This window comes from Pseudomonas sp. 18175, assembly GCF_050432925.1.
Taxonomy (GTDB): domain Bacteria; phylum Pseudomonadota; class Gammaproteobacteria; order Pseudomonadales; family Pseudomonadaceae; genus Aquipseudomonas.
Genome location: NZ_JBKFTO010000025.1, coordinates 26,418 through 50,726, shown reverse-complemented (window position 1 = coordinate 50,726; position 24,309 = coordinate 26,418). Strand labels below are relative to the sequence as shown.

Annotated in this window: 19 protein-coding genes and 1 pseudogene; 9 read left to right on the top strand and 11 right to left on the bottom strand. The window is 61.5% G+C overall.

Annotation, left to right across the window (positions count from 1 at the left end):
• From ACLD1Y_RS26115 to lpxC, 4 genes are all read left to right on the top strand, one after another.
• Nucleotides 1–870: a cell division protein FtsQ/DivIB gene (locus tag ACLD1Y_RS26115; protein ID WP_429480625.1), complete on the top strand. Its 870-nt coding sequence runs from the start codon at nt 1–3 to the stop codon at nt 868–870.
• 15 nt (nt 871–885) lie between these two features.
• On the top strand, nt 886–2,148 hold the full coding sequence (ftsA, locus tag ACLD1Y_RS26110) for a cell division protein FtsA (protein WP_122487589.1): 1,263 nt from the start codon (nt 886–888) through the stop codon (nt 2,146–2,148).
• 65 nt (nt 2,149–2,213) lie between these two features.
• Nucleotides 2,214–3,410, top strand: a complete 1,197-nt coding sequence (ftsZ, locus tag ACLD1Y_RS26105) for a cell division protein FtsZ (protein ID WP_122487590.1) — start codon at nt 2,214–2,216, stop codon at nt 3,408–3,410.
• Between the two features lie 112 nt (nt 3,411–3,522).
• Nucleotides 3,523–4,434: a UDP-3-O-acyl-N-acetylglucosamine deacetylase gene (lpxC, locus tag ACLD1Y_RS26100; RefSeq protein WP_003171886.1), complete on the top strand. Its 912-nt coding sequence runs from the start codon at nt 3,523–3,525 to the stop codon at nt 4,432–4,434.
• A gap of 184 nt (nt 4,435–4,618) precedes the next feature.
• Here lpxC and ACLD1Y_RS26095 read toward each other — a convergent pair whose 3' ends face one another.
• From ACLD1Y_RS26095 to ACLD1Y_RS26070, 6 genes are all read right to left on the bottom strand, one after another.
• A complete protein-coding gene (locus ACLD1Y_RS26095) occupies nt 4,619–6,118 on the bottom strand; it encodes a sensor domain-containing diguanylate cyclase (RefSeq protein WP_429480624.1) in 1,500 nt (499 codons plus the stop codon).
• Nucleotides 6,119–6,204: 86 nt separating this feature from the next.
• The gene (locus ACLD1Y_RS26090) at nt 6,205–7,527 is read right to left on the bottom strand and encodes an OprD family porin (protein ID WP_429480623.1); all 1,323 of its coding nucleotides are present in this window, start codon (nt 7,525–7,527) and stop codon (nt 6,205–6,207) included.
• A gap of 796 nt (nt 7,528–8,323) precedes the next feature.
• Nucleotides 8,324–9,688, bottom strand: coding sequence for a heavy metal sensor histidine kinase (locus ACLD1Y_RS26085; RefSeq protein ID WP_429480622.1), 1,365 nt, complete (start codon nt 9,686–9,688; stop codon nt 8,324–8,326).
• A complete protein-coding gene (locus ACLD1Y_RS26080; protein WP_017138176.1) occupies nt 9,678–10,355 on the bottom strand; it encodes a heavy metal response regulator transcription factor in 678 nt (225 codons plus the stop codon). The genes ACLD1Y_RS26085 and ACLD1Y_RS26080 overlap by 11 nt, the downstream gene beginning before the upstream one ends.
• A gap of 9 nt (nt 10,356–10,364) precedes the next feature.
• Entirely contained in the window at nt 10,365–13,460 is a 3,096-nt protein-coding gene (locus tag ACLD1Y_RS26075) for a multidrug efflux RND transporter permease subunit (protein ID WP_429480621.1), read from the bottom strand.
• Nucleotides 13,457–14,626, bottom strand: coding sequence for an efflux RND transporter periplasmic adaptor subunit (locus ACLD1Y_RS26070; RefSeq protein ID WP_429480620.1), 1,170 nt, complete (start codon nt 14,624–14,626; stop codon nt 13,457–13,459). The genes ACLD1Y_RS26075 and ACLD1Y_RS26070 overlap by 4 nt, the downstream gene beginning before the upstream one ends.
• Nucleotides 14,627–14,840: 214 nt before the next feature.
• On the opposite strand from ACLD1Y_RS26070, the gene ACLD1Y_RS26065 reads away from it, so the two are divergent.
• The 4 genes and pseudogenes from ACLD1Y_RS26065 (at nt 14,841) to ACLD1Y_RS26050 (ending at nt 17,699) form a co-directional block, all read left to right on the top strand.
• Nucleotides 14,841–15,083, top strand: a complete 243-nt coding sequence (locus ACLD1Y_RS26065; protein WP_429480619.1) for a hypothetical protein — start codon at nt 14,841–14,843, stop codon at nt 15,081–15,083.
• A 163-nt stretch (nt 15,084–15,246) separates the two neighbouring features.
• Nucleotides 15,247–16,017, top strand: coding sequence for a transporter substrate-binding domain-containing protein (locus ACLD1Y_RS26060; RefSeq protein ID WP_429480618.1), 771 nt, complete (start codon nt 15,247–15,249; stop codon nt 16,015–16,017).
• A gap of 107 nt (nt 16,018–16,124) precedes the next feature.
• Nucleotides 16,125–16,406 (top strand): annotated as a pseudogene (locus tag ACLD1Y_RS26055) (PAS domain-containing protein); the annotation flags it as partial.
• Nucleotides 16,407–16,640: 234 nt separating this feature from the next.
• Nucleotides 16,641–17,699, top strand: coding sequence for a methyl-accepting chemotaxis protein (locus tag ACLD1Y_RS26050; RefSeq protein WP_429480660.1), 1,059 nt, complete (start codon nt 16,641–16,643; stop codon nt 17,697–17,699).
• A gap of 127 nt (nt 17,700–17,826) precedes the next feature.
• Here ACLD1Y_RS26050 and ACLD1Y_RS26045 read toward each other — a convergent pair whose 3' ends face one another.
• The 5 genes from ACLD1Y_RS26045 to ACLD1Y_RS26025 all read right to left on the bottom strand — a co-directional run bounded on the left by ACLD1Y_RS26045 (nt 17,827) and on the right by ACLD1Y_RS26025 (nt 22,591).
• Nucleotides 17,827–18,570, bottom strand: coding sequence for a YkgJ family cysteine cluster protein (locus ACLD1Y_RS26045; RefSeq protein ID WP_429480617.1), 744 nt, complete (start codon nt 18,568–18,570; stop codon nt 17,827–17,829).
• Between the two features lie 109 nt (nt 18,571–18,679).
• On the bottom strand, nt 18,680–19,162 hold the full coding sequence (locus ACLD1Y_RS26040) for a GNAT family N-acetyltransferase (protein ID WP_429480616.1): 483 nt from the start codon (nt 19,160–19,162) through the stop codon (nt 18,680–18,682).
• Nucleotides 19,159–20,061, bottom strand: coding sequence for a chemotaxis protein CheV (locus ACLD1Y_RS26035; RefSeq protein ID WP_429480615.1), 903 nt, complete (start codon nt 20,059–20,061; stop codon nt 19,159–19,161). The genes ACLD1Y_RS26040 and ACLD1Y_RS26035 overlap by 4 nt, the downstream gene beginning before the upstream one ends.
• Before the next feature lie 201 nt (nt 20,062–20,262).
• Nucleotides 20,263–21,237 (bottom strand): 2-hydroxyacid dehydrogenase, encoded by a 975-nt coding sequence (locus ACLD1Y_RS26030; protein ID WP_429480614.1) that lies wholly within the window; start codon nt 21,235–21,237, stop codon nt 20,263–20,265.
• Between the two features lie 385 nt (nt 21,238–21,622).
• Nucleotides 21,623–22,591 carry a LysR family transcriptional regulator gene (locus tag ACLD1Y_RS26025; protein WP_429480613.1) on the bottom strand — a complete coding sequence of 323 codons (969 nt, stop codon included), beginning with the start codon at nt 22,589–22,591 and terminating at the stop codon, nt 21,623–21,625.
• Nucleotides 22,592–22,773: 182 nt separating this feature from the next.
• Here ACLD1Y_RS26025 and ACLD1Y_RS26020 point away from each other — a divergent pair, with 182 nt between their 5' ends.
• On the top strand, nt 22,774–24,309 hold the full coding sequence (locus ACLD1Y_RS26020; protein WP_429480612.1) for an efflux transporter outer membrane subunit: 1,536 nt from the start codon (nt 22,774–22,776) through the stop codon (nt 24,307–24,309).

The window sequence follows — 24,309 nt, the reverse complement described above, 5'->3', positions numbered from 1 at the left end:
ATGAACGGCGCATCGCTTCGTCATCAGCCCCCACAAGCACCCGGCCGCAAGCCGGTGCCACGGGGTGCCAGCCGAATGGTGGCTAAAGAGCCGATGTCGGCGCGCCTGCCCAAAGCCAACTTTGGGTTCCTCAAGTCGCTGTTCTGGCCGGTGCTGCTGGTGGTGTTGGGCTTTGGAACCTACGAAGGTGCACAGCGTCTGTTGCCGTATGCCGACCGGCCGATCACCAAGATCAGCGTGCAGGGCGACTTGAGCTACATCAGCCAGCAAGCGGTACAGCAGCGCATCGGCCCGTACCTGGCGGCGAGCTTCTTTACCATCGACCTGGCCGGTATGCGCTCGGAGCTGGAACAAATGCCGTGGATCGCCCACGCCGAAGTCCGTCGCGTGTGGCCGGACCAAGTAACGATCCGCCTGGAAGAACAACTGCCCGTGGCCCGTTGGGGTGACGAAGCGCTGTTGAATAACCAGGGCCAGGCGTTTACGCCGCGTGAGTTGGCCAACTACGAGCACCTGCCGCAGTTGTTCGGACCGCAGCGGGCGCAGCAACAAGTGATGCAGCAGTACCAGGCCTTGAGCCAGATGCTGCGGCCAATGGGCTTCTCCATTGCACGCCTGGAACTGCGTGAACGGGGTAGCTGGTTTTTGACGACCGGGGCAGGCAGTTCCGGCCCGGGCATCCAGTTGTTGCTGGGACGCGACCGCTTGGTGGAAAAGATGCGCCGCTTCATTGCCATCTATGACAAGACCTTGAAAGAACAGATTACGAACATTGCGAGCGTCGACCTGCGTTACGCCAACGGCCTTGCCGTCGGCTGGCGTGAACCGGCTGCGCCCACGGCAGCGCAACCCGCTGTCGCGAAGAATTAAGAAGAGGCAGGACCCATGGCAAACGTGCAAAGCGGCAAAATGATCGTCGGTCTCGATATCGGCACCTCCAAGGTGGTGGCGCTGGTGGGCGAGGTCGGCGAAGACGGCGTGATCGAGATCGTCGGTATTGGCACGCATCCGTCCCGGGGCCTGAAGAAGGGCGTGGTGGTGAACATCGAGTCCACCGTGCAATCGATCCAGCGCGCCATCGAAGAAGCGCAGCTGATGGCCGGTTGCCGGATCCACTCGGCGTTCGTCGGCGTGGCCGGCAACCATATCCGCAGCCTGAACTCCCACGGCATCGTGGCGATCCGCGACCGTGAAGTCAGCGCCGCCGACCTTGAGCGTGTACTCGATGCCGCCCAAGCCGTGGCGATCCCGGCTGACCAGCGCGTGCTGCATACGCTGCCGCAGGACTACGTGATCGACAACCAGGAAGGCGTTCGCGAGCCTTTGGGCATGTCGGGCGTACGTCTGGAAGCCAAGGTTCACGTGGTGACCTGCGCCGTCAACGCTGCACAGAACATTGAAAAATGCGTGCGCCGCTGTGGCCTGGAAATCGACGACATCATTCTGGAGCAACTGGCTTCGGCTTACTCCGTACTGACCGACGACGAAAAAGAGCTGGGCGTGTGCCTGGTGGACATCGGCGGCGGCACCACCGACATCGCGATCTTCACCGAAGGTGCGATCCGTCACACCGCCGTGATCCCGATTGCCGGCGACCAGGTGACCAACGACATCGCCATGGCGCTGCGCACACCGACCCAGTACGCCGAAGAAATCAAGATCCGCTACGCCTGCGCCCTGGCCAAGCTGGCCGGTGCTGGCGAGACCATCAAGGTGCCAAGCGTGGGCGACCGCCCACCGCGTGAACTGTCGCGCCAGGCCCTGGCCGAAGTGGTCGAGCCGCGCTACGACGAACTGTTCACCCTGATTCAGGCTGAACTGCGCCGCAGTGGCTACGAAGATTTGATCCCGGCCGGCATCGTGCTGACCGGTGGTACCTCGAAGATGGAAGGCGCGGTCGAGTTGGCCGAGGAGATCTTCCACATGCCGGTTCGCCTGGGCGTGCCCCATGGCGTGAAAGGTTTGGGCGACGTGGTACGCAACCCGATTTATTCCACTGGCGTGGGCTTGCTGTTGTACGGCCTGCAAAAGCAGACCGACGGCATTTCCCTGTCGGGCCCAAGCATCCGTGACAGCTACCGCAACGATGACGAGGCCAAAGCGCCGTTGTTCGAGCGGTTGCAGGCATGGGTCAAGGGCAACTTCTAACGATTTACCGCAACACCGCTGGAAGCAGTAGGCGAAAAAACTAGAGAAATGAAAGGAGAGGGAACATGTTCGAACTCGTAGACAACATCCCCGCAAGCCCGGTTATTAAAGTAATCGGTGTCGGCGGTGGCGGCGGCAACGCTGTCAACCATATGGTCAAGAGCAACATTGAAGGCGTTGAATTCATCTGCGCCAACACTGATGCCCAAGCGCTCAAAAGCATCGGCGCGCGGACCATCCTGCAATTGGGCACAGCCGTAACCAAAGGCCTCGGCGCTGGCGCCAACCCGGAAGTCGGCCGTCAAGCCGCCCTGGAAGACCGCGAGCGTATTGCCGAAGTGCTGCAGGGCACCAACATGGTGTTCATCACCACGGGCATGGGCGGTGGTACCGGTACCGGTGCTGCACCGATCATCGCCGAAGTGGCCAAGGAAATGGGCATTCTGACGGTTGCGGTCGTGACCCGTCCGTTCCCGTTCGAAGGCCGCAAGCGCATGCAGATCGCCGACGAAGGTATCCGTCTGCTGTCTGAAAGCGTCGACTCGTTGATCACCATTCCCAACGAGAAGCTGCTGACCATCCTGGGCAAGGACGCAAGCCTGCTGTCCGCATTCGCCAAGGCTGACGATGTACTGGCCGGTGCCGTTCGCGGTATCTCCGACATCATCAAGCGCCCAGGCATGATCAACGTCGACTTTGCCGACGTACGTACCGTGATGAGCGAAATGGGTATGGCGATGATGGGCACTGGCTGCGCCAGCGGTCCGAACCGTGCGCGTGAAGCCACCGAAGCGGCCATCCGCAACCCGTTGCTCGAAGACGTGAACCTGCAAGGTGCACGCGGCATCCTGGTGAACATCACCGCCGGTCCTGACCTGTCCCTGGGTGAGTACTCCGACGTGGGTAGCATCATCGAAGCCTTCGCTTCCGAGCACGCCATGGTCAAAGTCGGTACCGTAATCGACCCAGACATGCGCGACGAGCTGCATGTGACCGTGGTTGCCACCGGCCTGGGTGCAAAAATCGAGAAGCCTGTGAAGGTCATCGACAACACCCTGCACACCAGCCAGGCGAGCCAAGCGGCTGCTGCTCCAGCGCCTTCGCGCCAGGAACTGCCGTCGGTGAACTACCGCGACCTGGATCGTCCGACCGTGATGCGCAACCAGGCTCAGGCCGGTGCTGCAGCGTCCCGTAGCCCGAATCCGCAAGATGACCTGGACTACCTGGACATCCCGGCATTCCTGCGTCGTCAGGCCGATTGATGGAATGTATCAGGGCTATGAAGGTGATTGGTGTTCAGCAAAGGTCTGGTCTGCTATCATCGCCAGCCTTTGTTGATACCAGTTCGCAATTTGCGCTCAAGCGGTCCAAGCCATGATTAAACAACGCACCCTGAAGAATATTATCCGTGCCACAGGTGTAGGTCTGCACTCCGGGGAGAAGGTATACCTGACCCTCAAACCTGCACCTGTCGACACCGGCATCGTGTTTGTTCGTGCCGACCTGGACCCTGTGGTGCAGATTCCTGCTCGCGCGGAAAACGTTGGCGAAACCACGATGTCGACCACATTGGTCAACGGTGACGTCAAAGTGGACACGGTGGAGCACTTGCTCTCGGCCATGGCTGGCCTGGGCATCGATAACGCCTACGTCGAGCTCTCCGCGTCCGAAGTCCCCATCATGGATGGCAGCGCTGGACCTTTCGTATTCCTGATTCAATCTGCCGGCCTGGAAGAACAGGACGCAGCCAAGAAGTTCATTCGCATTCTGCGGGAAGTGACAGTAGAAGACGGCGACAAACGCGCCACCTTCGTCCCGTTCGAAGGCTTTAAAGTGAGCTTTGAGATCGATTTCGATCACCCGGTATTCCGTGACCGCACCCAAAGTGCAAGCGTGGATTTTTCCAGCACTTCGTTCGTAAAAGAAGTCAGCCGCGCCCGTACCTTTGGTTTCATGAGTGACATCGAGTACCTGCGCAAGCACAACCTCGCACTCGGCGGCAGCGTTGAAAACGCCATTGTGGTCGACGCGGATGGTGTACTGAACGAAGACGGCCTTCGCTATGAAGACGAATTTGTGAAGCACAAGATCCTCGATGCAATCGGTGACCTCTACCTGCTGGGCAATAGCCTGATAGGCGAGTTCAAAGGCTTCAAGTCGGGCCACGCCCTTAACAACCAGCTGCTGCGCAAGTTGATTGAGCAGACAGACGCTTGGGAAGTCGTGACCTTCGAAGATGCCAGCACCGCACCGATCTCTTACATGCGTCCCGTTGCGGCGGTGTAAGTAACAACTCTCTTTCTTTAGTTTTGAAAGGCTGCCTTCGGGTGGCCTTTTTTTATGTGTGCTATTCAGAGCCAATGAAGATCAAAATGTGGGAGCGGGCTTGCTCGCGAATGCGGAGGGTCAGTCAATCCTTGTATCGACTGATACACCGCCTTCGCGAGCAAGCCCGCTCCCACATCAGATCTCACTGACCCGAAATAGCAGCGTCCACAATCCGATTACGCCCCGTATGCTTGGCCTCATACAACGCCTGGTCTGCACTCAACAGCAATGCCTCCAGCGACATACGGCTGCGCTTGTCCCACGTGCTCATCCCGATGCTCACCGTGATCGGCCGCTCGTCCCCCGCTACCCGTGGCAAGTGCTCGATGCTGCTGCGGATATGTTCGGCAATCACCAGGGCGCCCTTGGCGTCAGTGTGGGGCAACACCACGGCAAACTCCTCACCGCCATAGCGCGCCGCCAGGTCGGCGGGGCGGCGGATGTTGGTGGCGATCACCTGGGCCACGGTGCGCAACGCCTCATCGCCGCCGTGATGGCCGTGACGGTCATTGAAGGCCTTGAAGTGGTCTACGTCGATCATCAACAGGGTCATAGGGTCGGCCGATCGCTGGGCGCGGTCCCATTCCAGGCGCAACCGTTCGTCGAGGATGCGGCGGTTGGCAAGGCCCGTGAGGGCGTCGGTGGCTGCCAGTTCTGACAGCACCCGTTCCGTGCGATAACGGCGTCGCAGTTCCCGACGCAGCATCCAGGTCAGCCAAAACAGGCCAATGCACAGTACGCCGGTGGCGCCACCGGTAAGCAGGGCGGCGCGCTGCCAGGGGGCGAACACGTCATCTGCCGCCAGAGCCACCACGACGATCAGCGGTAACTCACCCACGTTGCTGAAGGTGTACAGGCGTTCCTGGCCAGTGATGGCAGAGATCGCCCGGAAGCTGCCTTCGCCTTCACGCAGCATGCGCTTGAAGTTGGGCCGGTCGCTCAGGTCCTTGTCGATCATGTCGCGCTCCAGCAACGGTTGCTGGGCCAAGAGAATGCCCTTGGTGTTCAGCAGGTTGACGGTGCTGCCATTGCCGATAGTGAGGCGGTTGAATAATTGGTCGAAGTACGCCAGACGCATGGTGGCCACAGCCACCCCGGCAAATTCGCCATCGGGCCCTGAAACCCGGCGGCTGAACGCAATGCGCCAGACCTGATCGCACGCACAATGAATCTTGAACGGGCGGCTGATAAACAGGCCCGCCTGAGTGCTGTTTTTATGGGCCAGGAAATAGTCGCGGTTGGCGAAGTTGCGTGGCGACGGCCACAGGGTCGAAGAGTCGGCGATGACCGCACCGTTGGCATCCAGCAACAGCACTTCGCCTTTGAACGGCGCTGCGATGGATTGATCAAACTGCACCAGGTGCCGAATGTCCGGGGACACCTGGGACAAATCCCTGCGCGTAGTCGCGGTGATCAGCCCTTGCAGGGCCAAGTCATAGAGTTCGACGTTACGCAGCACATCGGCATTGATCAGTTGGGTAATGTTGGTGGTCGCGCGTTTGGCCGCCTGCAGGGTGCTGGTGTGCTCGCGTACCAGTAGCGCTGCGACAATCACCATGATCAGGGCAACAGTGAGGCCGCTGCCCAGAATCAGAAAAAGCTCTGGGCGTGCCGGCAGGGTTCGAGTGTGGGGTTGACTCATCGGGCAGACTTCAGCGGTGACAATGCTGGCAGTTTAGTTCTACCCGATGAAAATTAAACGAGGGGCGGCAAAGAAAGATGCGCGCCTCAGAACACGTTGATCGGGTAGTCGACGATTACCCGGTATTCATCCACGTCATTGTCCACGGCTGAATAGCCGTTGCTGCCACGGTTGGTTGCCCATTGCAGGCGCACGGCCAAGTCTTTGGCCTTGCCGCCTTGCACCACGTATCTGAGGTCGATGTCCCGCTCCCAGTGCTTGGCGTCCTTGCCACCTGCGCTGTACCACTTGCTGTAGCCACGGCTTTGCGGGTCGACCTTGGTCAGGTCGGTCTTGCCGCTGATGTAGGACACGGCAGAGGTCAGGCCCGGCAGCCCGAGGCCTGCGAAGTCATAGGCGTACTTGAGTTTCCACGAGCGCTCGTTGGGGCCGTTGAAGTCCGAGTATTGCTGGGAGTTGTCCAGGTACACGCTGTCGCCCTGGGCGATGTAGTCGAACGGTGTGTTGCCGTTGACCCGCTGGTACGCGGCGGTGACGCTGTGGTTGCCCACGCCCACGGTGAAATGCAGGCTGTAGGTGTTGTTGTCGATATCCCCCAGCAGCGATTGGCCGGTGTCCTGGGTGTGATAGTAGTGCAGGCCGGGGTTGAGGCTGACCAGGTCATTGAGCGCGTAGGTGTAGTCCAGGTCGTAGTAGTACTGGTGCCACACGTCCTTGAGTTCGGAGGCGTAGAGGTTGCTGGTCAACCCGGCAATACCGCTGAATGACACGCCGGCCCAGTTCATGTGTTGGGGATCGGTATTGCCAGGCAGGGCGCCGTAGCTGGTGCCGATGCGCTGGTGGCCGCTCTGGTTGTAGAGCTTGGTGAAGCTGGCCTGGCCACCTTCGAACATCCAGCCGTCGAGGCTGTGGTTGGTCAGGCTGACGCCACGGAACGTCTGCGGCAGCATGCGCGTCATGCCGCCGGCGATCACGGGGTTGTTGAGGAACAGGTCGCCAGCTTTCAGCTCGGTGTCAAACGCACGCACTTTCAGGGTGCCGCCGGCTGTGGAGAACGAGCCCGGAGCCTTGCCGTTGCCACTGCCATAGGGAAGGATGCTGGAGCCGTCGGTGCCGCCACCACCGTCGAGTTTCAGACCGAGCATCGCGTGGGCGTCCAGGCCGAAGCCGACCGTGCCCTGGGTGTAGCCGGACTCAAAGGTGCCGAGAAAGCCCTGGCCCCATTCTTTGCTGTCATCGACGTGCGTGTCGCGACGGTCGCGGTTCATGTAGTAGTTGCGGGTGTTGATATTGAGGTGCGCACCTTCGACGAAACCGTCGCCGGGGGCAGAGTCTGCCGCATGGGCAAGGGGGGCAATCGTTGCTGCAATCGCGAGGAATAACGGGGTGAACGTCAGCGAGTTCTTCACCGGTAAAGCTCCTTGGGTCAATCGTAAACAGCCAGTGTCGTGGGGGTGTGCCTGGCCTTTTTTACGGCAAAAAAAAGCCGCTGATATCAGCGGCTTTAAGACAGATTCCCAGCGTAGAGCCCTGGAAATAAGTCGAGGGAAATTCGGGTAAGCGGGAGGCTGCCTTTGCCGTCGCGCTCATCGATGCGTCAAATTAACGCAGGCGAGCGGTACGATACAGAGTGTAACAAGATAATGACTGTTGCCCAAATCGCAACAGTTGAGGCGCAGGGTTTACCTGATGCACCGCGGTTCAAATGTGCGAGGGGGCTCGCCCCTGATGGCCATAGATATTTACACAACTATATGGCCTGACCAACCCCGCCCGAAGCTCTGGCTCTGGCTCTGGCTCTGGCTCTGGCTCTGGCTCTGGCTCTGGCTCTGGCTCTGGCTTTTGATTTGGCTTTTGATTGTGATCTTAGGCGCCCCGTTAAACCACGCTGGCCGAACGCAGGCTTGAATCCGTGGGTAACCCGGCAGGACGCCGGGTTAGCCGCCCCGCGCCATGGATGGCGCGTGGCGGCGGCCCACGGATTCAAGCCGGAGTGAGGGCATGCCGAGCCTAGGCGAGGCACCGAGTGGTGGGGCAAGAGCCTTTTGGTTACTTTTGGGCTCTTCCAAAAGTGACCCGCCGTAAGGGCGGAACCCAAAGCCGCCGTTACCCAAATAACGGATATGCACTCCGACCCAAACGCTCCAGCGCCATACACATAGCTTTCGCGAGCAAGCCCGCTCCCACATTTTTTATCTGCGGTGTTTAGACGGGCAAAGTAATGCCAAAGGTATTGCCACCCGCTTCACTGCGCACATACACATCCCCCCCATGCATCAACGCAATCGCCTTCACGATCGCCAGCCCCAATCCATGATTGGCCCCGCTGTTGCTGCGTGAGGCATCCACCCGATAGAAGCGTTCGAACAAGCGTGGCAGGTGTTCGCTGGCAATCGCTTCACCAGGGTTGGTGACACCGATGAATACCTGATGCTCCAGCACCTCAATGTTCACTTCAATGACCCGCCCCGGTGCGGTGTGCTGCACCGCATTGCTCAGCAGGTTAATCAGCGCGCGGCGCAGGTGGGCTGTTTCGATCTGGACCTGGGCGTCGCCGTGGACCCGCACCTGGACCTGGGCGTCTTCAAGGATGAAGTCCAGATAGTCGAGGGTGGTCGCTACTTCATCGGCCAGGGAGCTTTCGATCAGCTTGGTGGCCTTGCTGCCCTGGTCGGCGCTGGCGAGGAACAGCATGTCGTTGATGATCGAACGCAGGCGCTCCAACTCTTCGAGGTTTGATTGCAGCACCTCGAAATAATGCTCGGCCGAACGCCCGCGTGTCAGCGCCACTTGGGTCTGGCCGATCAGGTTGGTCAAGGGCGAGCGCAGTTCGTGGGCCACGTCGGCGTTGAACGATTCCAGGCGCGAATAGGCTTGTTCCACGCGGTCGAGGGTGGCGTTGAACGAGTTGACGAACTGGCTCAGCTCCGGCGGCAGCGGCGACAGTTGCAAGCGCCCGGAGAGTTTGGGCGGCGCCAGTTTCTGCGCTTCCTCCGAGAGTTTGCCCAGGGGCTTGAGGCCGATGCGTGCTACCCAGAAACCTAGCAGAGATGCCATGACCACGCCCATCAGCGCCAGGCTGATCAGCGCCACCAGCAAATGGTGCTGAGTGGCGCGGAAGTTTTCGGTGTCGATGGCGATCATAAAGCGCAGCGGCGGGCGCTGGTCCTTGGCCGGCAGCTCGGTCACCAGTACTTTGAACGGATATTCACGCCCCGGCAGGCGCAGGTCGCGCTTGCCGGTAGGCCCTTCGGCAAAGGCACGGATCTGCGCATCGGGGTTGCCGTATTCATAGTAGGGGTCAGTGCTCACCACCCAGAAGCGAATGCGCTTGTCTTCCTCACTCAAGAGCTTGAGCTTGGCTTGCATCTTCACCCAGTGATCCGGCGTACCGAAGCGGTTCACCGAGGATTCCAACACGCTATAGCGCGCATCCAGTTCAGCCCCCGGCAGCAAGCCCAGGCTGCGATCCACTTGCTGGTACAGCGCGCCACCGATCAACAGGAAGATCAGCAACGCCACCAAAGTGAACATAGTGCTCAGGCGCAGGGCGAGGGAATTAGCCGACACTGCGGCTCTCCAGCACATAACCCATGCCACGGATGGTGTGCAGCAGCTTGTGTTCGAATGGCCCGTCAAGCTTGGCCCGCAGGCGCTTGATCGCCACTTCCACCACGTTGGCATCGCTGTCGAAATTGATGTCCCAGACCATCTCCGCGATGGCGGTCTTGGACAGGATCTCGCCCTGGCGCCGCGCCAATACGCTGAGCAGGGAGAACTCCTTGGCGGTCAGGTCCAGGCGCAGGCCATTGCGGCTGGCCTTGCGGCTGATCAGGTCGATCCACAGGTCGGCGACAGTGACCTGCACCGGCTCATGGCCGCCGCTGCGGCGGGTCAGGGCTTGCAGGCGCGCCACCAGTTCCAGGAACGAAAACGGCTTGCCCAGGTAATCATCGGCGCCTTCACGCAGGCCGCGAATGCGGTCTTCCACGCGTTCGCGGGCGGTGAGCATGATCACCGGCGTCTGCTTGCGCGCACGCAGGGCACGCAACACGCCAAAGCCATCCAGGCCCGGCAGCATCACGTCGAGCACGATTACCGCATAGTCGTTCTCCAGCGCCAGGTGCAAGCCTTCGACGCCTTCGCGGGCCACGTCGACGGTGTAGCCTTGCTCCGTCAGGCCGCGGTGCAGGTAGTCTGCGGTTTTTTCTTCATCTTCAATAATCAGGACGCGCATGACACCGCCTCAGTGTGTGGTCGCCAACGCAGGCGTTGGTGTGGGCCGGTGAAAAAACTTTTCCAGGTACAAGTATATGACCGGTGTAGTGAACAGCGTCAGTGCCTGGCTCACCAGCAAACCACCCACCACCGCGATACCCAGGGGCTGGCGCAGCTCCGCGCCGGCGCCATAACCGAGCATCAGCGGCAGGGCGCCGAGCAAGGCGGCCAGGGAGGTCATGATGATCGGGCGGAACCGCGTGATACAGGCTTCGAAGATCGCATCATGGGGTGTTAACCCACGCTCGCGCTGGGCCTCCAGCGCGAAGTCGATCAGCAGGATACCGTTCTTCTTCACGATGCCGATCAACAACACCAGGCCGATCAGCGCCATGATCGAGAAGTCCTGGCCCAGCAACCACAGCATGATCAGCGCACCCAGACCGGCCGAGGGCAGGGTTGAGATGATGGTCAGTGGGTGCACGAAGCTTTCATACAGCACGCCAAGAATGATGTAGACCGCCACCAACGCGGCGAGAATCAACCACGGCTGGCTGGCCAGAGAGCTCTGGAACGCCTGGGCCGCGCCCTGGAAATTGCCGATGATCGAGGTCGGCATGCCGATCTCGTTTTTCGCCTGGTTGAGCAGGATCACCGCATCCCCCAGTGCCACCCCGGGCGCCAGGTTGAACGACAGGTTGGCAGCCGGGAACATACCGTCATGGCTGATGGACAGCGGGCCGACCGTGGGTGGGTCAACCTTGGCCAGTGCCGACAGCGGCACCATTTCGTTGGTCAGCGGCGAGCGCAAGTAGAAGTAGTTCAGGCTTTCGACCTTGCCGCGTTGTTGGGTGTCCAGTTCCAGCACCACCTGGTACTGGTTGATTTCGGTCTGGAACTCGTTGACCTGGCGCTGGCCGAAGGCGTCGTACAGTGCCTGGTCAACGTCGGTGGCGGTGAGGCCAAAGCGTGCGGCGGCGCGGCGGTCGATACTGATGTGGGTGATGCTGCCGCCCAGTTGCAGGTCATTGGAGATGTCGCGGAACTGCGGGATAGAGCGCAGTTTTTCCGTCAGGCGCTGGGTCCAGGTGTTGAGCGTCGCACCGTCGTTACTCTTGAGCACATATTGGTACTGGCTGCGGCTGGGACCGGAGCTGAGGTTGATGTCCTGGCCGGCGCGCAGGTACAGCACGATCCCCGGCACCTTGGCCAGCTTGGGCCGGATGCGGTCGATAAATTGGCTGGCGGACACGTCGCGGTCGCCCCGTGGCACCAGGGAAATCCAGAAACGGCCGTTGGCGATGGTCTGGTTGCTGCCTGTTACCCCAACCGAGTGGGAGAACGCCCGTACCGCCGGGTCAGCCTTCATGATCTCGGCCAGCGCCTTATGCTTGGCGACCATGTCCGGGTACGAAACATCCGCAGCCGCTTCGCTGGTGCCGAGGACGAAACCAGTGTCCTGGACCGGGAAGAATCCCTTGGGGATAAACACATAACCCACCACGGCCAGGCCCAGGGTCAACAGGAAGATACAGGCCATCGTGCGTTGATGGGCCAGGGCGCGGCGCAGGGTTTTTTCGTAGCCGGCCAACAGACGTTCGCCAAAGCCGGGTTTGTCATGGGGCCGATGGCTTGGCGCTTTCATGAACAAGGCTGCGAGGGTGGGGGCCAGTGTCAGGGACACCACCACGGAAATGAGGATGGTCGAGGTGGCGGTCAAGGCAAACTCCTTGAACAACCTGCCGACCACGCCGCCCATGAACAGCAGCGGAATGAACGCCGCCACCAGGGAGACGCTGATGGACACCACGGTGAAGCCGATTTCGCTGGAGCCCTTGATCGCTGCCTCACGTTTGTCCAAACCCGCCTCAAGGTGGCGGTGGATGTTCTCCACCACCACGATGGCATCGTCCACCACAAACCCCACGGCCACCACGATGGCCACCAGGGTCAGGTTGTTCAGGCTGAAACCCATCACGTACATCAGGGCGAAGCTGGCGATCAACGAAACGCCGAGCACGCTGGACACAATCACGGTGGCTGACCACTGACGCAGGAAAATCGCCATCACCCCAACCACCAGCAAGATGGCGATCAGCAAGGTCATTTCCACTTCGTGCAGCGAAGCGCGGATGGTGGTGGTGCGGTCCATTAGTACGCTGACCTGGACCGAGGCCGGGAGCATGGCTTCCAGGCGCGGCAATTCGGTCTGGATGCGTTCCACGGTCTCGACAATGTTGGCACCGGGTTGGCGGGTGATCACCAGGTTGACGCCTGGGGTGTCGATAGCCCACGCCTGGACGTAGGCGTTTTCTGAACCATTGACCACGTTGGCCACGTCCCGCAATTGCACGGGTGCACCATTCTTGTAGGAAATGATCAGGTCGCCGTATTCATCCGGCTGGAACAGTTGGTCGTTGGTCGCCAGGGTCGACACACTGTTCTTGCCGTACAGCGCACCCTTGGCCAGGTTCAGGCTCGACTGCTGGATCGCCAGGCGCACATCCGCCAGGGTCAGCCCGATGGCCGCCAGTTTGTCAGGCGAGGCCTGCACGCGGATCGCCGGGCGTTGTTGGCCGGTGATGTTGATCTGGCCGACGCCGTCGATCTGGCTGATCTGCCTGGCCAGCAGGGTTTCTACCAGGTCGCTCAGTTCAGTACCGGGCATGTCACGGGAGCTGACACTAACGATAAGCACCGGGCTGTCCGCCGGGTTCACCTTGCGCCAGGTCGGCAGGCTCGGCATATCGCTGGGCAGCTTGCCGGCGGCGGTGTTGATGGCTGCCTGGACTTCTTGCGCAGCGGTATCGATGCTTTTGTCGAGGGTGAACTGCAGGGTTAAAAGGGTTGAGCCCAGGGCGCTGCTGGAGGTCATCTGGGTCATGCCCGGAATGGCGCTGAATTGCACCTCCAATGGGGTTGCGACCGATGACGCCATGGTGTCGGGGCTGGCGCCGGGCAACTGCGCAGTCACCTGTATCGTCGGAAATTCTGCTTCCGGCAGTGGGGCGATAGGCAGTTTGGGGAAGGCAATCACCCCCAGTAACACCAGGGCGAAGGTCAGCAGCAGGGTGGCGACCGGGCGGTCGATGCACCAGGCGGAAATCGACCCCCGCGACGTCATGGCTGCACCTTGGCTTCAGCGGTCTGAATCACTTGGGGCTGCTCCTTGAGAATCTCGACCTGGGCGCCGGCCTTGAGCCGCGATTGCCCATCGCTGACCAGCACGTCACCGGCCTGGATGCCTTTTAGAATGTTGCGCTCGCTGTCCTGGTAAACCACCTGCACAGGCACGATTTCCACCTTGTCGCCGTTTACCCGGTACACAAAGTGCGAATCCAGGCCACGTTGCACCACGGTCGGCGGAACGGCGAGGGCGTTGCGGTCGAGGGCGGTCTGGATCTTGATCGTTACCAGTTGGCCGGGCCAAAGCTTTTGCGCACTGTTGCGGAACTCGGCCTTGGCACGCAGGGTGCCGGTGGTGCTGTTGATCTGGTTGTCGATCAGGCGTAAACGGCCTTCGCCCAGCAACTCACTGTGCTCACCATCGGTGTCGGCACCCTGGAAGGCGTCGACACTGGCGGGGTAGTTGGCGGCGATCAGGCCCTGCAATGTCGGCAGCATTTGTTGGGGCAAGGAGAATTCAACGGCGATCGGATCGATCTGCGTGACCGAAAACAGGCCTTGGGTATCGCTCATGCGCAGGAAGTTGCCTTCATCCACGGTGCGAATGCCAACGCGACCGGTAACCGGGGAGCGAATTTGTGTATAGGAAAGTTGTACCTGGGCTGAATCAATCGCGGCCTGATTGCCTTGCATCGTTGCCTTCAACTGGTTGACCAGGGCTTGTTGTTGGTCGTAGGTCTGCTTCGAAATGCCGTCATCGACGCTCAGTTCCTTGTAGCGCTTGAGGTTGACCAGCGCCACTTGCAGCTGCGCCTGGCTTTCTCCCAATTGCGCCCTGGCCAGGTCGAGGCTGGCGCGGATCGAGCGGTCGTCGATGGTTGCCAGCAGGTCTCCGGCCTTCACCAGTTGCCCTTCCTTGACCAATAACTGGGTGAGAATGCCGTCGACCTGTGGGCGGATGACCACGCTGTGCAGCGACAGCACTGAACCAATGCCGGTGACGTAGCGTGGCAAGTCTTGTTCTACGACTTTCATCACGCGTACTGGCACGGCCGTGGACGCGGTGAGCTTGGCCTTGGCCGGCCGGGTCAGCGCCCAGGCCGCCACAGCCAACACGATAAGGACTCCCACGATCAATACAGTTTTTCTTCTAAGAATGTGCATGCTGTAAGGCGCCAGGACGGGGGTTGGAGAGATGGGACGGTATTTATAGCCTGCGGACCCGGTCAGTAAAGTGACCGCTATCTGACAGCCGTGTCAGCAAACGCCTGACCATTCGTACGACGATGGTCAAAGAGTCGGGGTGCGCAGGTATACTTCCTACGAGCGTGCCCCGCAACTCATGGCCGCGTCACTTTTTGTACTCCCCGGAGCTTCCATGAATTCCCCGACACAACCCCCTGTTGACGCCGTCGACGCCGTTGATCAATCCGAAGCTGACGGTGTTGAGGTCGCCTCGAAAACCGAGATCCCGGCGTTCAAGTTTCCGTTCAAGCCGGGTGAGCTGGCCGGGGCCAAGGATGCCGCCCAGCCTTGGTATAAAAACGGCGCCAAGAACGGCCACACCAAGACACCGGGCATGGCTCCGCCGGGTACTCGCCGCTCCATGGGTAAACGTTAAGATTAGTGCCCTGTAAAGATTGGCGGATATTGCCTACAACTCCCGCTGATATTTCCGCTTGTAGGGTCGCGACTCTTTCTTGAAAGCTTGCACCGCCTCTGCCTTGCCCTGAGTGATTTCGGGGCGGGGCAGAGGGCGCTCTTTCCGGAAAAGGACGTTTCCCGTGGCTCTGATACATCTGTGTGTCGTGTTTGCCCTATGGCTCTCGGTGGATGCCGCTGCAGCCATTGATCCACCCCGGCGTGAAATCCGCTTTGCCGTTGCTGCACAATTTCCCCCCTTCCAGAGTCGCAACCCGCAAGGCCAGTTGGTTGGCCTGAACATCGAGCTGGGTAATGCCCTGTGTCTGCAGCTGAATGCGCGCTGTACCTGGGTCGATCAAGTACTGGCCGAGGACTTTCCTGCCCTTGAGGCCCGGCAGTTCGATGCAATCATGGGCATCGCCCCTACGCCCATGCGGCGGCGCTGGGTCAGCTTCACCGACAACCTTTATCCCTTCACCACCCGCTTGGTGGCGCGCAGGGATTCGGGTCTGGTGCCGACCCCAAAGGCGTTGAAGGGCAAGCGAGTCGGCGTGTTGCTGGGGAGTAATCGCGAAGCTTTCGCTCACTCGAAGTGGGGCCCCAAGGGCGTCATCATCAGGAGTTTCTGGCTCAACGATGAACTGATCCGCAGTCTGGTAGCCGGCGATATCGATGCCACCCTGCAGGGCACCGTGGAAATTCGTGACGCCCTGCTCGACACTGATAGAGGCGAGGATTTTGATTTTGTAGGCCCCGCCGTTTCCGCCGAGCTGTTGGGCGACGGGGTGTCGATCGCGCTGCGTAAGCCCGATACGGCGCTGCGCAATGAACTCAACCACGCCCTGGAACAGTTGATGCAAAACGGCGAATACCAGCGGATCGTGCAGCCTTATCGCTTGGAAATACCGTGATGGCTAACTAATTGCGCGGATCATGAGCTGGATCAGTATTTGCCCCATCGGTGCGCTTAGAGTCGACGCCCTGCCGACTCCTTCAATAATCACGAGCGCGCTTATCCATGAAGATCAATCTGCCGGTCACCGGTCGAAATGTGGACGTTGCCCCCGACGCCAATATCCTTTCGACCACCGACCTGACCAGCGCGATTACCTACGCCAACCAGGACTTTGTCGACGTCAGCGGCTACAGCCGTGACGAGCTGCTGGGTACGCCACATAACGTGCTGCGTCATCCGGATATGCCGCCCGAGGCATTTGCCCATATGTGGCGAACCTTGAAAACCGGGCGTTCGTGGATGGGCATGGTAAAAAACCGCTGCAAGAACGGCGACCACTACTGGGTCAGCGCCTATGCCACGCCCGTGGCCCGGGATGGGGTCACAGTGGAATACCAATCGGTGCGCACCCAGCCCGATGCGCGCCGGGTGGCAGCGGCGGAGCGGGCCTATGCGCGTTTGCGCGGGGGCAAATCGCTGCGCTGGCCGGCGGTGGGCATGGGGGGGAAGGTGTCGGCGTGGGTCGCCGCGACCGGTGGTGTGACCTGGGCCTTGGAACTGGGCCTGGCGACCTACTCGTTGACGTGGCAACTGCTGGCGTTGGTGGCGGGCTGCGTGGCAGGTGCTGGAGGGGCGAAGGTAATTCTTCGGCCTCTGGCCCAGTTGAATCAGCGCGCGCGAGCGATCGCCGACAACCCTTTGAGCCAGGCGATCTATACCGGACGTCGGGACGAGTGCGGGCAAATCGAGTTTGCCCTGCAGATGCTCGAAGCCCAGGTGGGCGCCGTGGTGGGGCGTATCGGCGATGCTTCCCAGCGCCTGTCAGGGCATGCAGCGCAGTTGGTTCGGCAACTGGACAGCAGCCACGCCAGCAGCCTGGGCCAGCAGACCCAGACCGACCAGGTGGCTGCGGCCATTCATGAAATGGCCGCCAGCGTGGCGCAAATGGCCAACCATGCGCAGCAGGCGTCCAAGGCGGCCGACCAGGCTGGCAACGAGACCCGTGAAGGCCATCAGCGCGTCGATGAAAGCCGTGATGCAGTGTTGCGCCTGTCCCAGGAACTGGCGCGGGCCACTGAAGTGATCCACCAGTTGGAAAACCACAGCGGCGAAATCAGCGGTGTACTGGAGGTGATCCGCACGATTGCCGAGCAGACCAACCTGTTGGCGCTCAACGCCGCCATCGAAGCGGCCCGTGCCGGTGAGCAAGGGCGCGGGTTTGCGGTTGTGGCCGATGAGGTGCGTGGCCTGGCGCAGCGCACCCAGCAATCGACCGATGAAATCCAGCGCATGATCAGCACCCTCCAAGGCGGCGCGCGGGATGCGGTGCAGGCCATGGCGCAAAGCAGCGAACACGTCGAGGCCAGCGTGCAGCAGGCGCAACGGGCCGCTGCAGCATTGGATGGCATCAGCCAGCGGGTCACGCAAATCACTGCCATGAGCCAACAGATTGCAATTGCCGTGGAAGAGCAAAGCGCGGTGAGCGAGGACATCAACCGCAATATCGTCGGCATTCGCAACGCTGGGGAGGCCACCGTCAGTGCTGGGCAGCAGAGCCAGCTCAGCTCGGGTGATGTGGCGGCGTTGGCGGAGGATTTGCGGCAGTTGGCGCGGGAGTTTTGGAGTGGGAGGCGCTGACTGTTGGCCTTGTGGTGAATTTGCTGGCCTCTTCGCGAGCAAGCCCGCTCCCACATTTGACCGAGTTCCAAGGTTGGAATGCAGTCGAGTGTGGGAGCGGGCTTGCTCGCGAAGGGGCCGGTAAGGCCTACGCCGCCCTCAGCGAAATAAACGCATAATTGGCCGGCACCTCAGTCGCCACCTGCGCCCCGGCATCCAGTACCTGCTCTGCAATATCCATCCCTGACACATGAAACACCCACTCATTGGCCACCGCCGGGCGGTGCGCTGCCAACGCAATCGCCTTGGCAAATGCGTCCATGTCCGGCAGGTACGCCGTAAACCCATCGCCCTTGAGCGCCGTAGTACGAATGCCCAGCAAGGCGCACACCGCTTCCTTGGTCTGCACGTCATCACGGTCGGCCTGGCGTGAGCGTTGGATCAACTCAGCCAGCTCCAGGTCCATCAACTCACCCCCGACGATCAACGCCGGGCCCTGTTCCCAGGACTCTGGCGGGCAGTCCTTGGCGGCGGGGTTCAGCGGGATGTGTGGGTTGATCTCCATCGGGTAGATGCGACACACCAACGGTCGCCGCTCATAAATGCGGCACAGGTTGTCTTCGTCAAGATTCCGGCAGCGCCCGGCGTTGTAGGCGGCAAAGGTGATCGCCACAAACGCCTCGGTGTTGCCGCTGGGCACCACCACCGAACGGCGTTCGGCATGTTCGCGTTGCTGCACGGGCAGGCCCAGGCCATTGCCCAGGAACCCTTCCACCAGAACGATGACGTTACCGCCATCTGCCGCCCACATGCGGGCTTCGTCGAGGGTCAGGGGGACGTGATGGTCGGTGCAGCATTTGCCGCAACCGACGCAGGAAAAATGAGTATTCATGGCGGATCTGTCACCAGGCAAGGTCAGAGGGCACGCTGTGACGGTGACGGGTTTTTACCTCTGTTCACCGATATACCTGCGGTGGAAGCAAGTTGTGCGCCAGTGCCTGTCAGTCTTCTTGCGCGACGTCCCGTAGGACAAATCTCATGCCCGCGCTTTCATACAGTTGCCGCGCGCGCAGATTGCTCTCCAGTACCTTGAGGTCCACATAGGGTTCGCCGCGCTGCTTGAACACCTGGAAACTGTGCAGCAACAAGGCACGGCCCAGCCCTTGGCCCTGGGCGCAGGGGTGGACGGATAGGTTCTTGATGAAGGCGCTGGTCCAGCATTGGGCCACGCCGAGGATGCCGCCGGCGTTACTCGCCACCAGGCACAGGGTGGGGTCGAACTCGGCATCGGTGGTGAACTGGTGCTGCCAGGTTTCCAGGTTGGGTACACGGCCGCCGCCTTGTTCCTGGGTCATGCGCAGCACCGCATGAATCGCCGGGGCCAGGTCGTCGCGGTAATGGTCCAACTGCGTATTGGCCGGCCACTGCGGGGCGGGCAGGCTGCCGGTTAAATCGCGGCGCAGCAGTTGGAAATATTCGCTCACAGGCCTTTTTGCGCCACGGTTTGTGCGGCGACCACCAGGCACTTGGTCAGCTCGGGTGAAGAGAATTTGGTCAGTACCGCGTCGGCACCGGCCAGGCGGGCTTTTTCGCTGTTCATCGCACTGTCCAACGAGGTGTGCAGCAGCACATACAGTGTCTGGAAGTCCGGTGTCTCACGCAGGGTGCGGGTGAGGGCGTAACCGTCCATCTCGGACATCTCGATGTCCGACACCACCACGTTGATCTGCTGCGCCGTGCCTTGCAGCTCCAGCAGCACATCAATCGCCTCTTTGGCACTGCGTGCGGTGTGGCACGTGAGGCCAAGATTACGCAGGGTATGCACCGACTGCTGCAGGGCCACCTGGCTGTCGTCCACCACCAGGATGCGTGCATGGCCCAGCACTTCGGCCTCCTCCATGGTCAGGTCGGTGGGCGCTGCCTCGATCTGCGCCGGGGCGATGCCGTGGATGACTTTCTCGATATCCAGTACCTGCACCAGCCCACCTTCTACCTGGGTAACCCCGGTGATAAACGAGCGATTGCCGCCGGAGCCAAAGGGTGGCGGGCGAATGTCGGTGGTCAGGCAGTGCACGATCTTGCTCACTGCCTGCACGTGCAGGCCCTGCTTGGAGCGGCTCACATCGGTGACGATCAGGCAGCCACCGTCCGGGTCCTGCAGGGGCATTTCCCCCAAGGCGCGACTCAGGTCGATCACCGACAGCGACGTGCCACGCAGGGTGGCGATGCCTTTGACGTGGGGGTGAGACTCCGGCAGCTTGGTCAGCGGCGGGCAGGGAATGATTTCGCTGACTTTCAGCAGGTTGATGGCCATCAGCTTGCCGCTGCGCAAGGTAAAGAGCAGAAGCGAGAGTGAATCTGCGCGGGCTTTGGTGGTGGACATAAAAACCTTCTGTGGATCAGGGATGCGATCTTCTATGGAAGGTTATCGACTCGCGTAATGAAAACTGTAGAGCAAGTTGTGGCGAGGTAGCTTGCTCCCGCTGGGCTGCGAAGCGGCCCCAAAAAACCTGGGAGCGCTTCGCACTCCAGCGCGAGCAAGCTCGCTCGCCACCAGTGCTCAGTCCTACAGCTGGTCCAGTGCTCAGCCCTTCCAGACCTGCGGGTTCACCAAGTTCTGCGGGCGCTCGCCCAGCAAGGCGCTGCGCAAGTTCTCTAGGGCGCGGTTGGCCATGGCTTCGCGGGTTTCATGGGTCGCCGAGCCGATATGCGGCAGGGTCACCGCGTTGCTCAGTTGGAACAACGGCGATTCGCTCAGCGGCTCCTGTTCATACACATCCAGCCCGGCACCACGGATACGCCCGGTTTGCAGCGCTTCGATCAGCGCCGGCTCATCCACCACCGGGCCACGGGAGATGTTGATCAGGATTGCGCTGGATTTCATCAAGCCCAGTTCGCGGCTGCTGATCAAGTGACGGGTCTTGTCGCTCAACGGCACCACCAGGCACACGAAGTCCGCTTCGGCCAGCAACTGGTCCAGGCTGCGAAATTGCGCACCCAGTTCTTGTTCAAGCTCGGTCTTGCGGCTGTTACCGCTGTACAGGATCGGCATGTTGAACCCCAGGCGACCTCGGCGGGCCACGGCGGCGCCGATATTGCCCATGCCGACGATGCCGAGCGTCTTGCCATGTACATCGCAACCGAACAGCGGTGCGCCGACGCTGGCTTTCCACTGGCCGGCCTTGGTCCAGGCATCCAGCTCGGCGACGCGGCGTGCGCTGCTCATCAACAGGGCAAAGGCCAGGTCAGCGGTGCTTTCGGTGAGGACATCGGGGGTGTTGGTGAGCATGATCCCGCGTTCATTGAAGTAGGGCACGTCGTAGTTGTCGTAGCCCACCGACACACTGGACACCACCTCCAGCTTGCTCGCGCCTTGCAACTGCTCGCGCCCCAGCTTGCGACCCACGCCGATCAAACCGTGGGCGTGGGGCAGGGCTTCGTTGAATTGAGCGTTGATGTCACCCAGCTTGGGGTTGGGCGCGATTACCTCGAAATCCTGTTGCAGGCGCTCGATCATTGGCGGGGTGACACGGCTGAAGGCGAGGACAGTCTTTTTCATTGCAGGCGGGCTCATCGACTACGGAAGAATGCCAAGCAAGCTAACATTCTTGCCCAGCGTTGTCAGGACACCACTGAACNCCCCCCCCCCCCCCCCCCCCCCCCCCCCCCCCCCCCCCCCCCCCCCCCCCCCCCCCCCCCCCCCCCCCCCCCCCCCCCCCCCCCCCCCCCCCCCCCCCCCCCCCCCCCCCCCCCCCCCCCCCCCCCCCCCCCCCCCCCCCCCCCCCCCCCCCCCCCCCCCCCCCCCCCCCCCCCCCCCCCCCCCCCCCCCCCCCCCCCCCCCCCCCCCCCCCCCCCCCCCCCCCCCCCCCCCCCCCCCCCCCCCCCCCCCCCCCCCCCCCCCCCCCCCCCCGCTCCCACATTCGATTTCTATCGTCTGTAAGTCATCAGTTCGCCAGGCGCACCCCGGCAACACTTCCACTCACTTCATACGCCACCAACTCCGCCTGATGCGCCGCCAGAATTTCCGGCAACGAACCGCGTAAGTACTCCACCCAAGTCTTGATCTTCGCATCCAGGTACTGGCGCGACGGGTAGATGGCGTACAGGTTCAGCTCCTGGGAGCGGTAGTTGGGCATCACCCGCACCAGGGTGCCGTTGCGCAGGCCTTCAATCGCCGCATACACCGGCAACAGGCCAACGCCCATGCCGCTGGTGATCGCGGTTTTCATTGCGTCGGCGGAGTTCACCAGGAACGGCGAGGTGTTGATGGCCACGCTTTCCTGGCCTTCGGGGCCGTTGAAGGTCCATTTGTCCAGCTGGATCACCGGGCTGACCAGGCGCAGGCAGGCGTGGTTGAGCAAGTCGTGGGGGCGTTGGGCACAGCCCTTGGCCTTGACGTAATCCGGCGAGGCGCAGGCGATGCTGTAGGTGATGCCCAAACGTTGCGACACGAAGCCTGAGTCCGGCAATTCGCTGGCCAGCACGATGGACACGTCGTAGCCCTCGTCAAGCAGGTCGGGCACGCGGTTGGCCAGGGTCAGGTCGAAGGTCACGTCAGGGTGGGTACGGCGGTAGCGGGCAATCGCGTCGATGACGAAATGCTGGCCGATACCGGTCATGGTGTGCACTTTCAACTGCCCGGCGGGGCGCGCATGGGCGTCGCTGGCTTCGGCCTCGGCTTCTTCGACGTAGGCCAGGATCTGTTCGCAGCGCAGCAAATAGCGTTTACCGGCCTCGGTCAGCGCAATGCGCCGGGTGGTGCGGTTGAGCAAGCGGGTTTGCAGATGGGCTTCCAGGTTGGAGACCGCGCGCGAGACGTTGGCAGTGGTGGTGTCCAGTTGCACGGCGGCGGCGGTGAAGCTGCCGGCTTCGGCCACGCAACTGAAAGCGCGCATGTTTTGCAAAGTGTCCATGGGGTGTTCTCAAGGGAGATGGCAAATTGTGACAGAAAGTTACGCCGTCCAGTGATCCCTACCAACGGATTATCGCTTGAACGGTAACAAAGATTCACAGGAATGCCAGCTTATCGTCCTATGAGCCGACGCCTAGAATTGCGCCACCTACTCCGCAACACCCTCTCAGGAATTCGCTTGCCGTGCCGCGTCGCATCAGCAGAGAGCTGAAGACTCTCAATAACAGAGGGCTGAAGGCTCTCAGTATTTGCGCCTTATCGTTAGCAATCAGCGGCTGCATCGGAACTGGAGGAATCGCCCCCCAAGGCCAGGCGCTAAGCGCCAATAACCTGGCCACCGACGAAGCGATCCAGAGCGCCGCCCAGGACGCCCACTGGCCCACGGCCCTTTGGTGGCAAGCCTATGGCGACCCCCAGCTCAACCGTTGGGTCGACCTGGCCACGCAAAACAGCCCAAGCATGGCCATGGCCGCCGCACGCGTTCGTGAAGCACGCGCCATGGCCGGTGTTGCCGAGTCGGCCGAATCGTTGCAGATCAACAGCGACACTACCCTCAAGCGCCATAACTGGCCCAAGGATCAGTTCTACGGCCCCGGCGATTTGAGCGGTGCCACCACCTGGGACAACAATTCATCCCTGGGTCTTAGCTATGCCCTCGACCTGTGGGGCCGCGAAAGCAACACCACCGAACGTGCCGTCGACCTGGCGCACATGAGTGTGGCTGAGGCACGCCAGGCCCAGCTCGAACTGCAGAACAACGTGGTGCGCGCCTATATCCAGCTGTCGCTGCACTACGCCAACCGCGATATCGTCGCCGCCACCCTGGCGCAGCAACAGCAGATTCTGGACCTGGCCAACAAACGTCTGAACGCCGGGATCGGCACGCACTTCGATGTCAGCCAGGCTGAAACCCCGTTGCCGGAAACCTATCGCCAGCTGGACGGCCTCGACGAAGAAATCGCCCTGAGCCGTAATCAGTTGGCCGCATTGGCCGGCAAAGGCCCGGGGGAGGGCGCACAGTTGCAACGCCCAAGCTTGTCCCTGGCCGCACCGCTCAAGTTGCCATCGAGCCTGCCCGCGCAACTGCTGGGCCAGCGCCCGGACGTGGTCGCCAGCCGCTGGCAAGTCGCCGCGCAAGCCCGTGGCATCGACGTGGCCCATGCCGGGTTCTATCCCAATGTTGATCTGGTGGGCAGCCTCGGCTACATGGCCACCGGCGGCGGCATGCTGGAATTTTTGGCCGGTAAGAAATTCAACTACAACGTCGGCCCGGCGATCACCTTGCCGATCTTCGACGGCGGGCGCCTGCGTGCCGAACTGGGCGAAGCCAGCGCGGGCTACGACATTGCCGTGGCCAAGTACAACCAGACCCTGGTCAATGCGCTCAAGGGCATCAGTGACCAACTGATCCGCCGCGAATCGATGGACAAGCAGTCGAACTTCGCCGCGCAGTCGGTGGCCTCGGCTCAGAAAACCTACGACATCGCCATGATCGCCTACCAGCGCGGCCTTACCGATTACCTCAATGTGCTCAACGCCCAGACCTTGCTGTTTCACCAGCAGCAGATCGAGCAACAGGTCCAGGCCGCACGCCTGAGTGCGCATGCCGAACTGGTCACCGCCCTGGGCGGCGGCGTGGCTGCCGGCAGCGACGTTCCCGAAGACACCAAGACCCTCCCAAGCAAGACCCCGGCGGCCCTCGCCGTGTTTGATCACTGA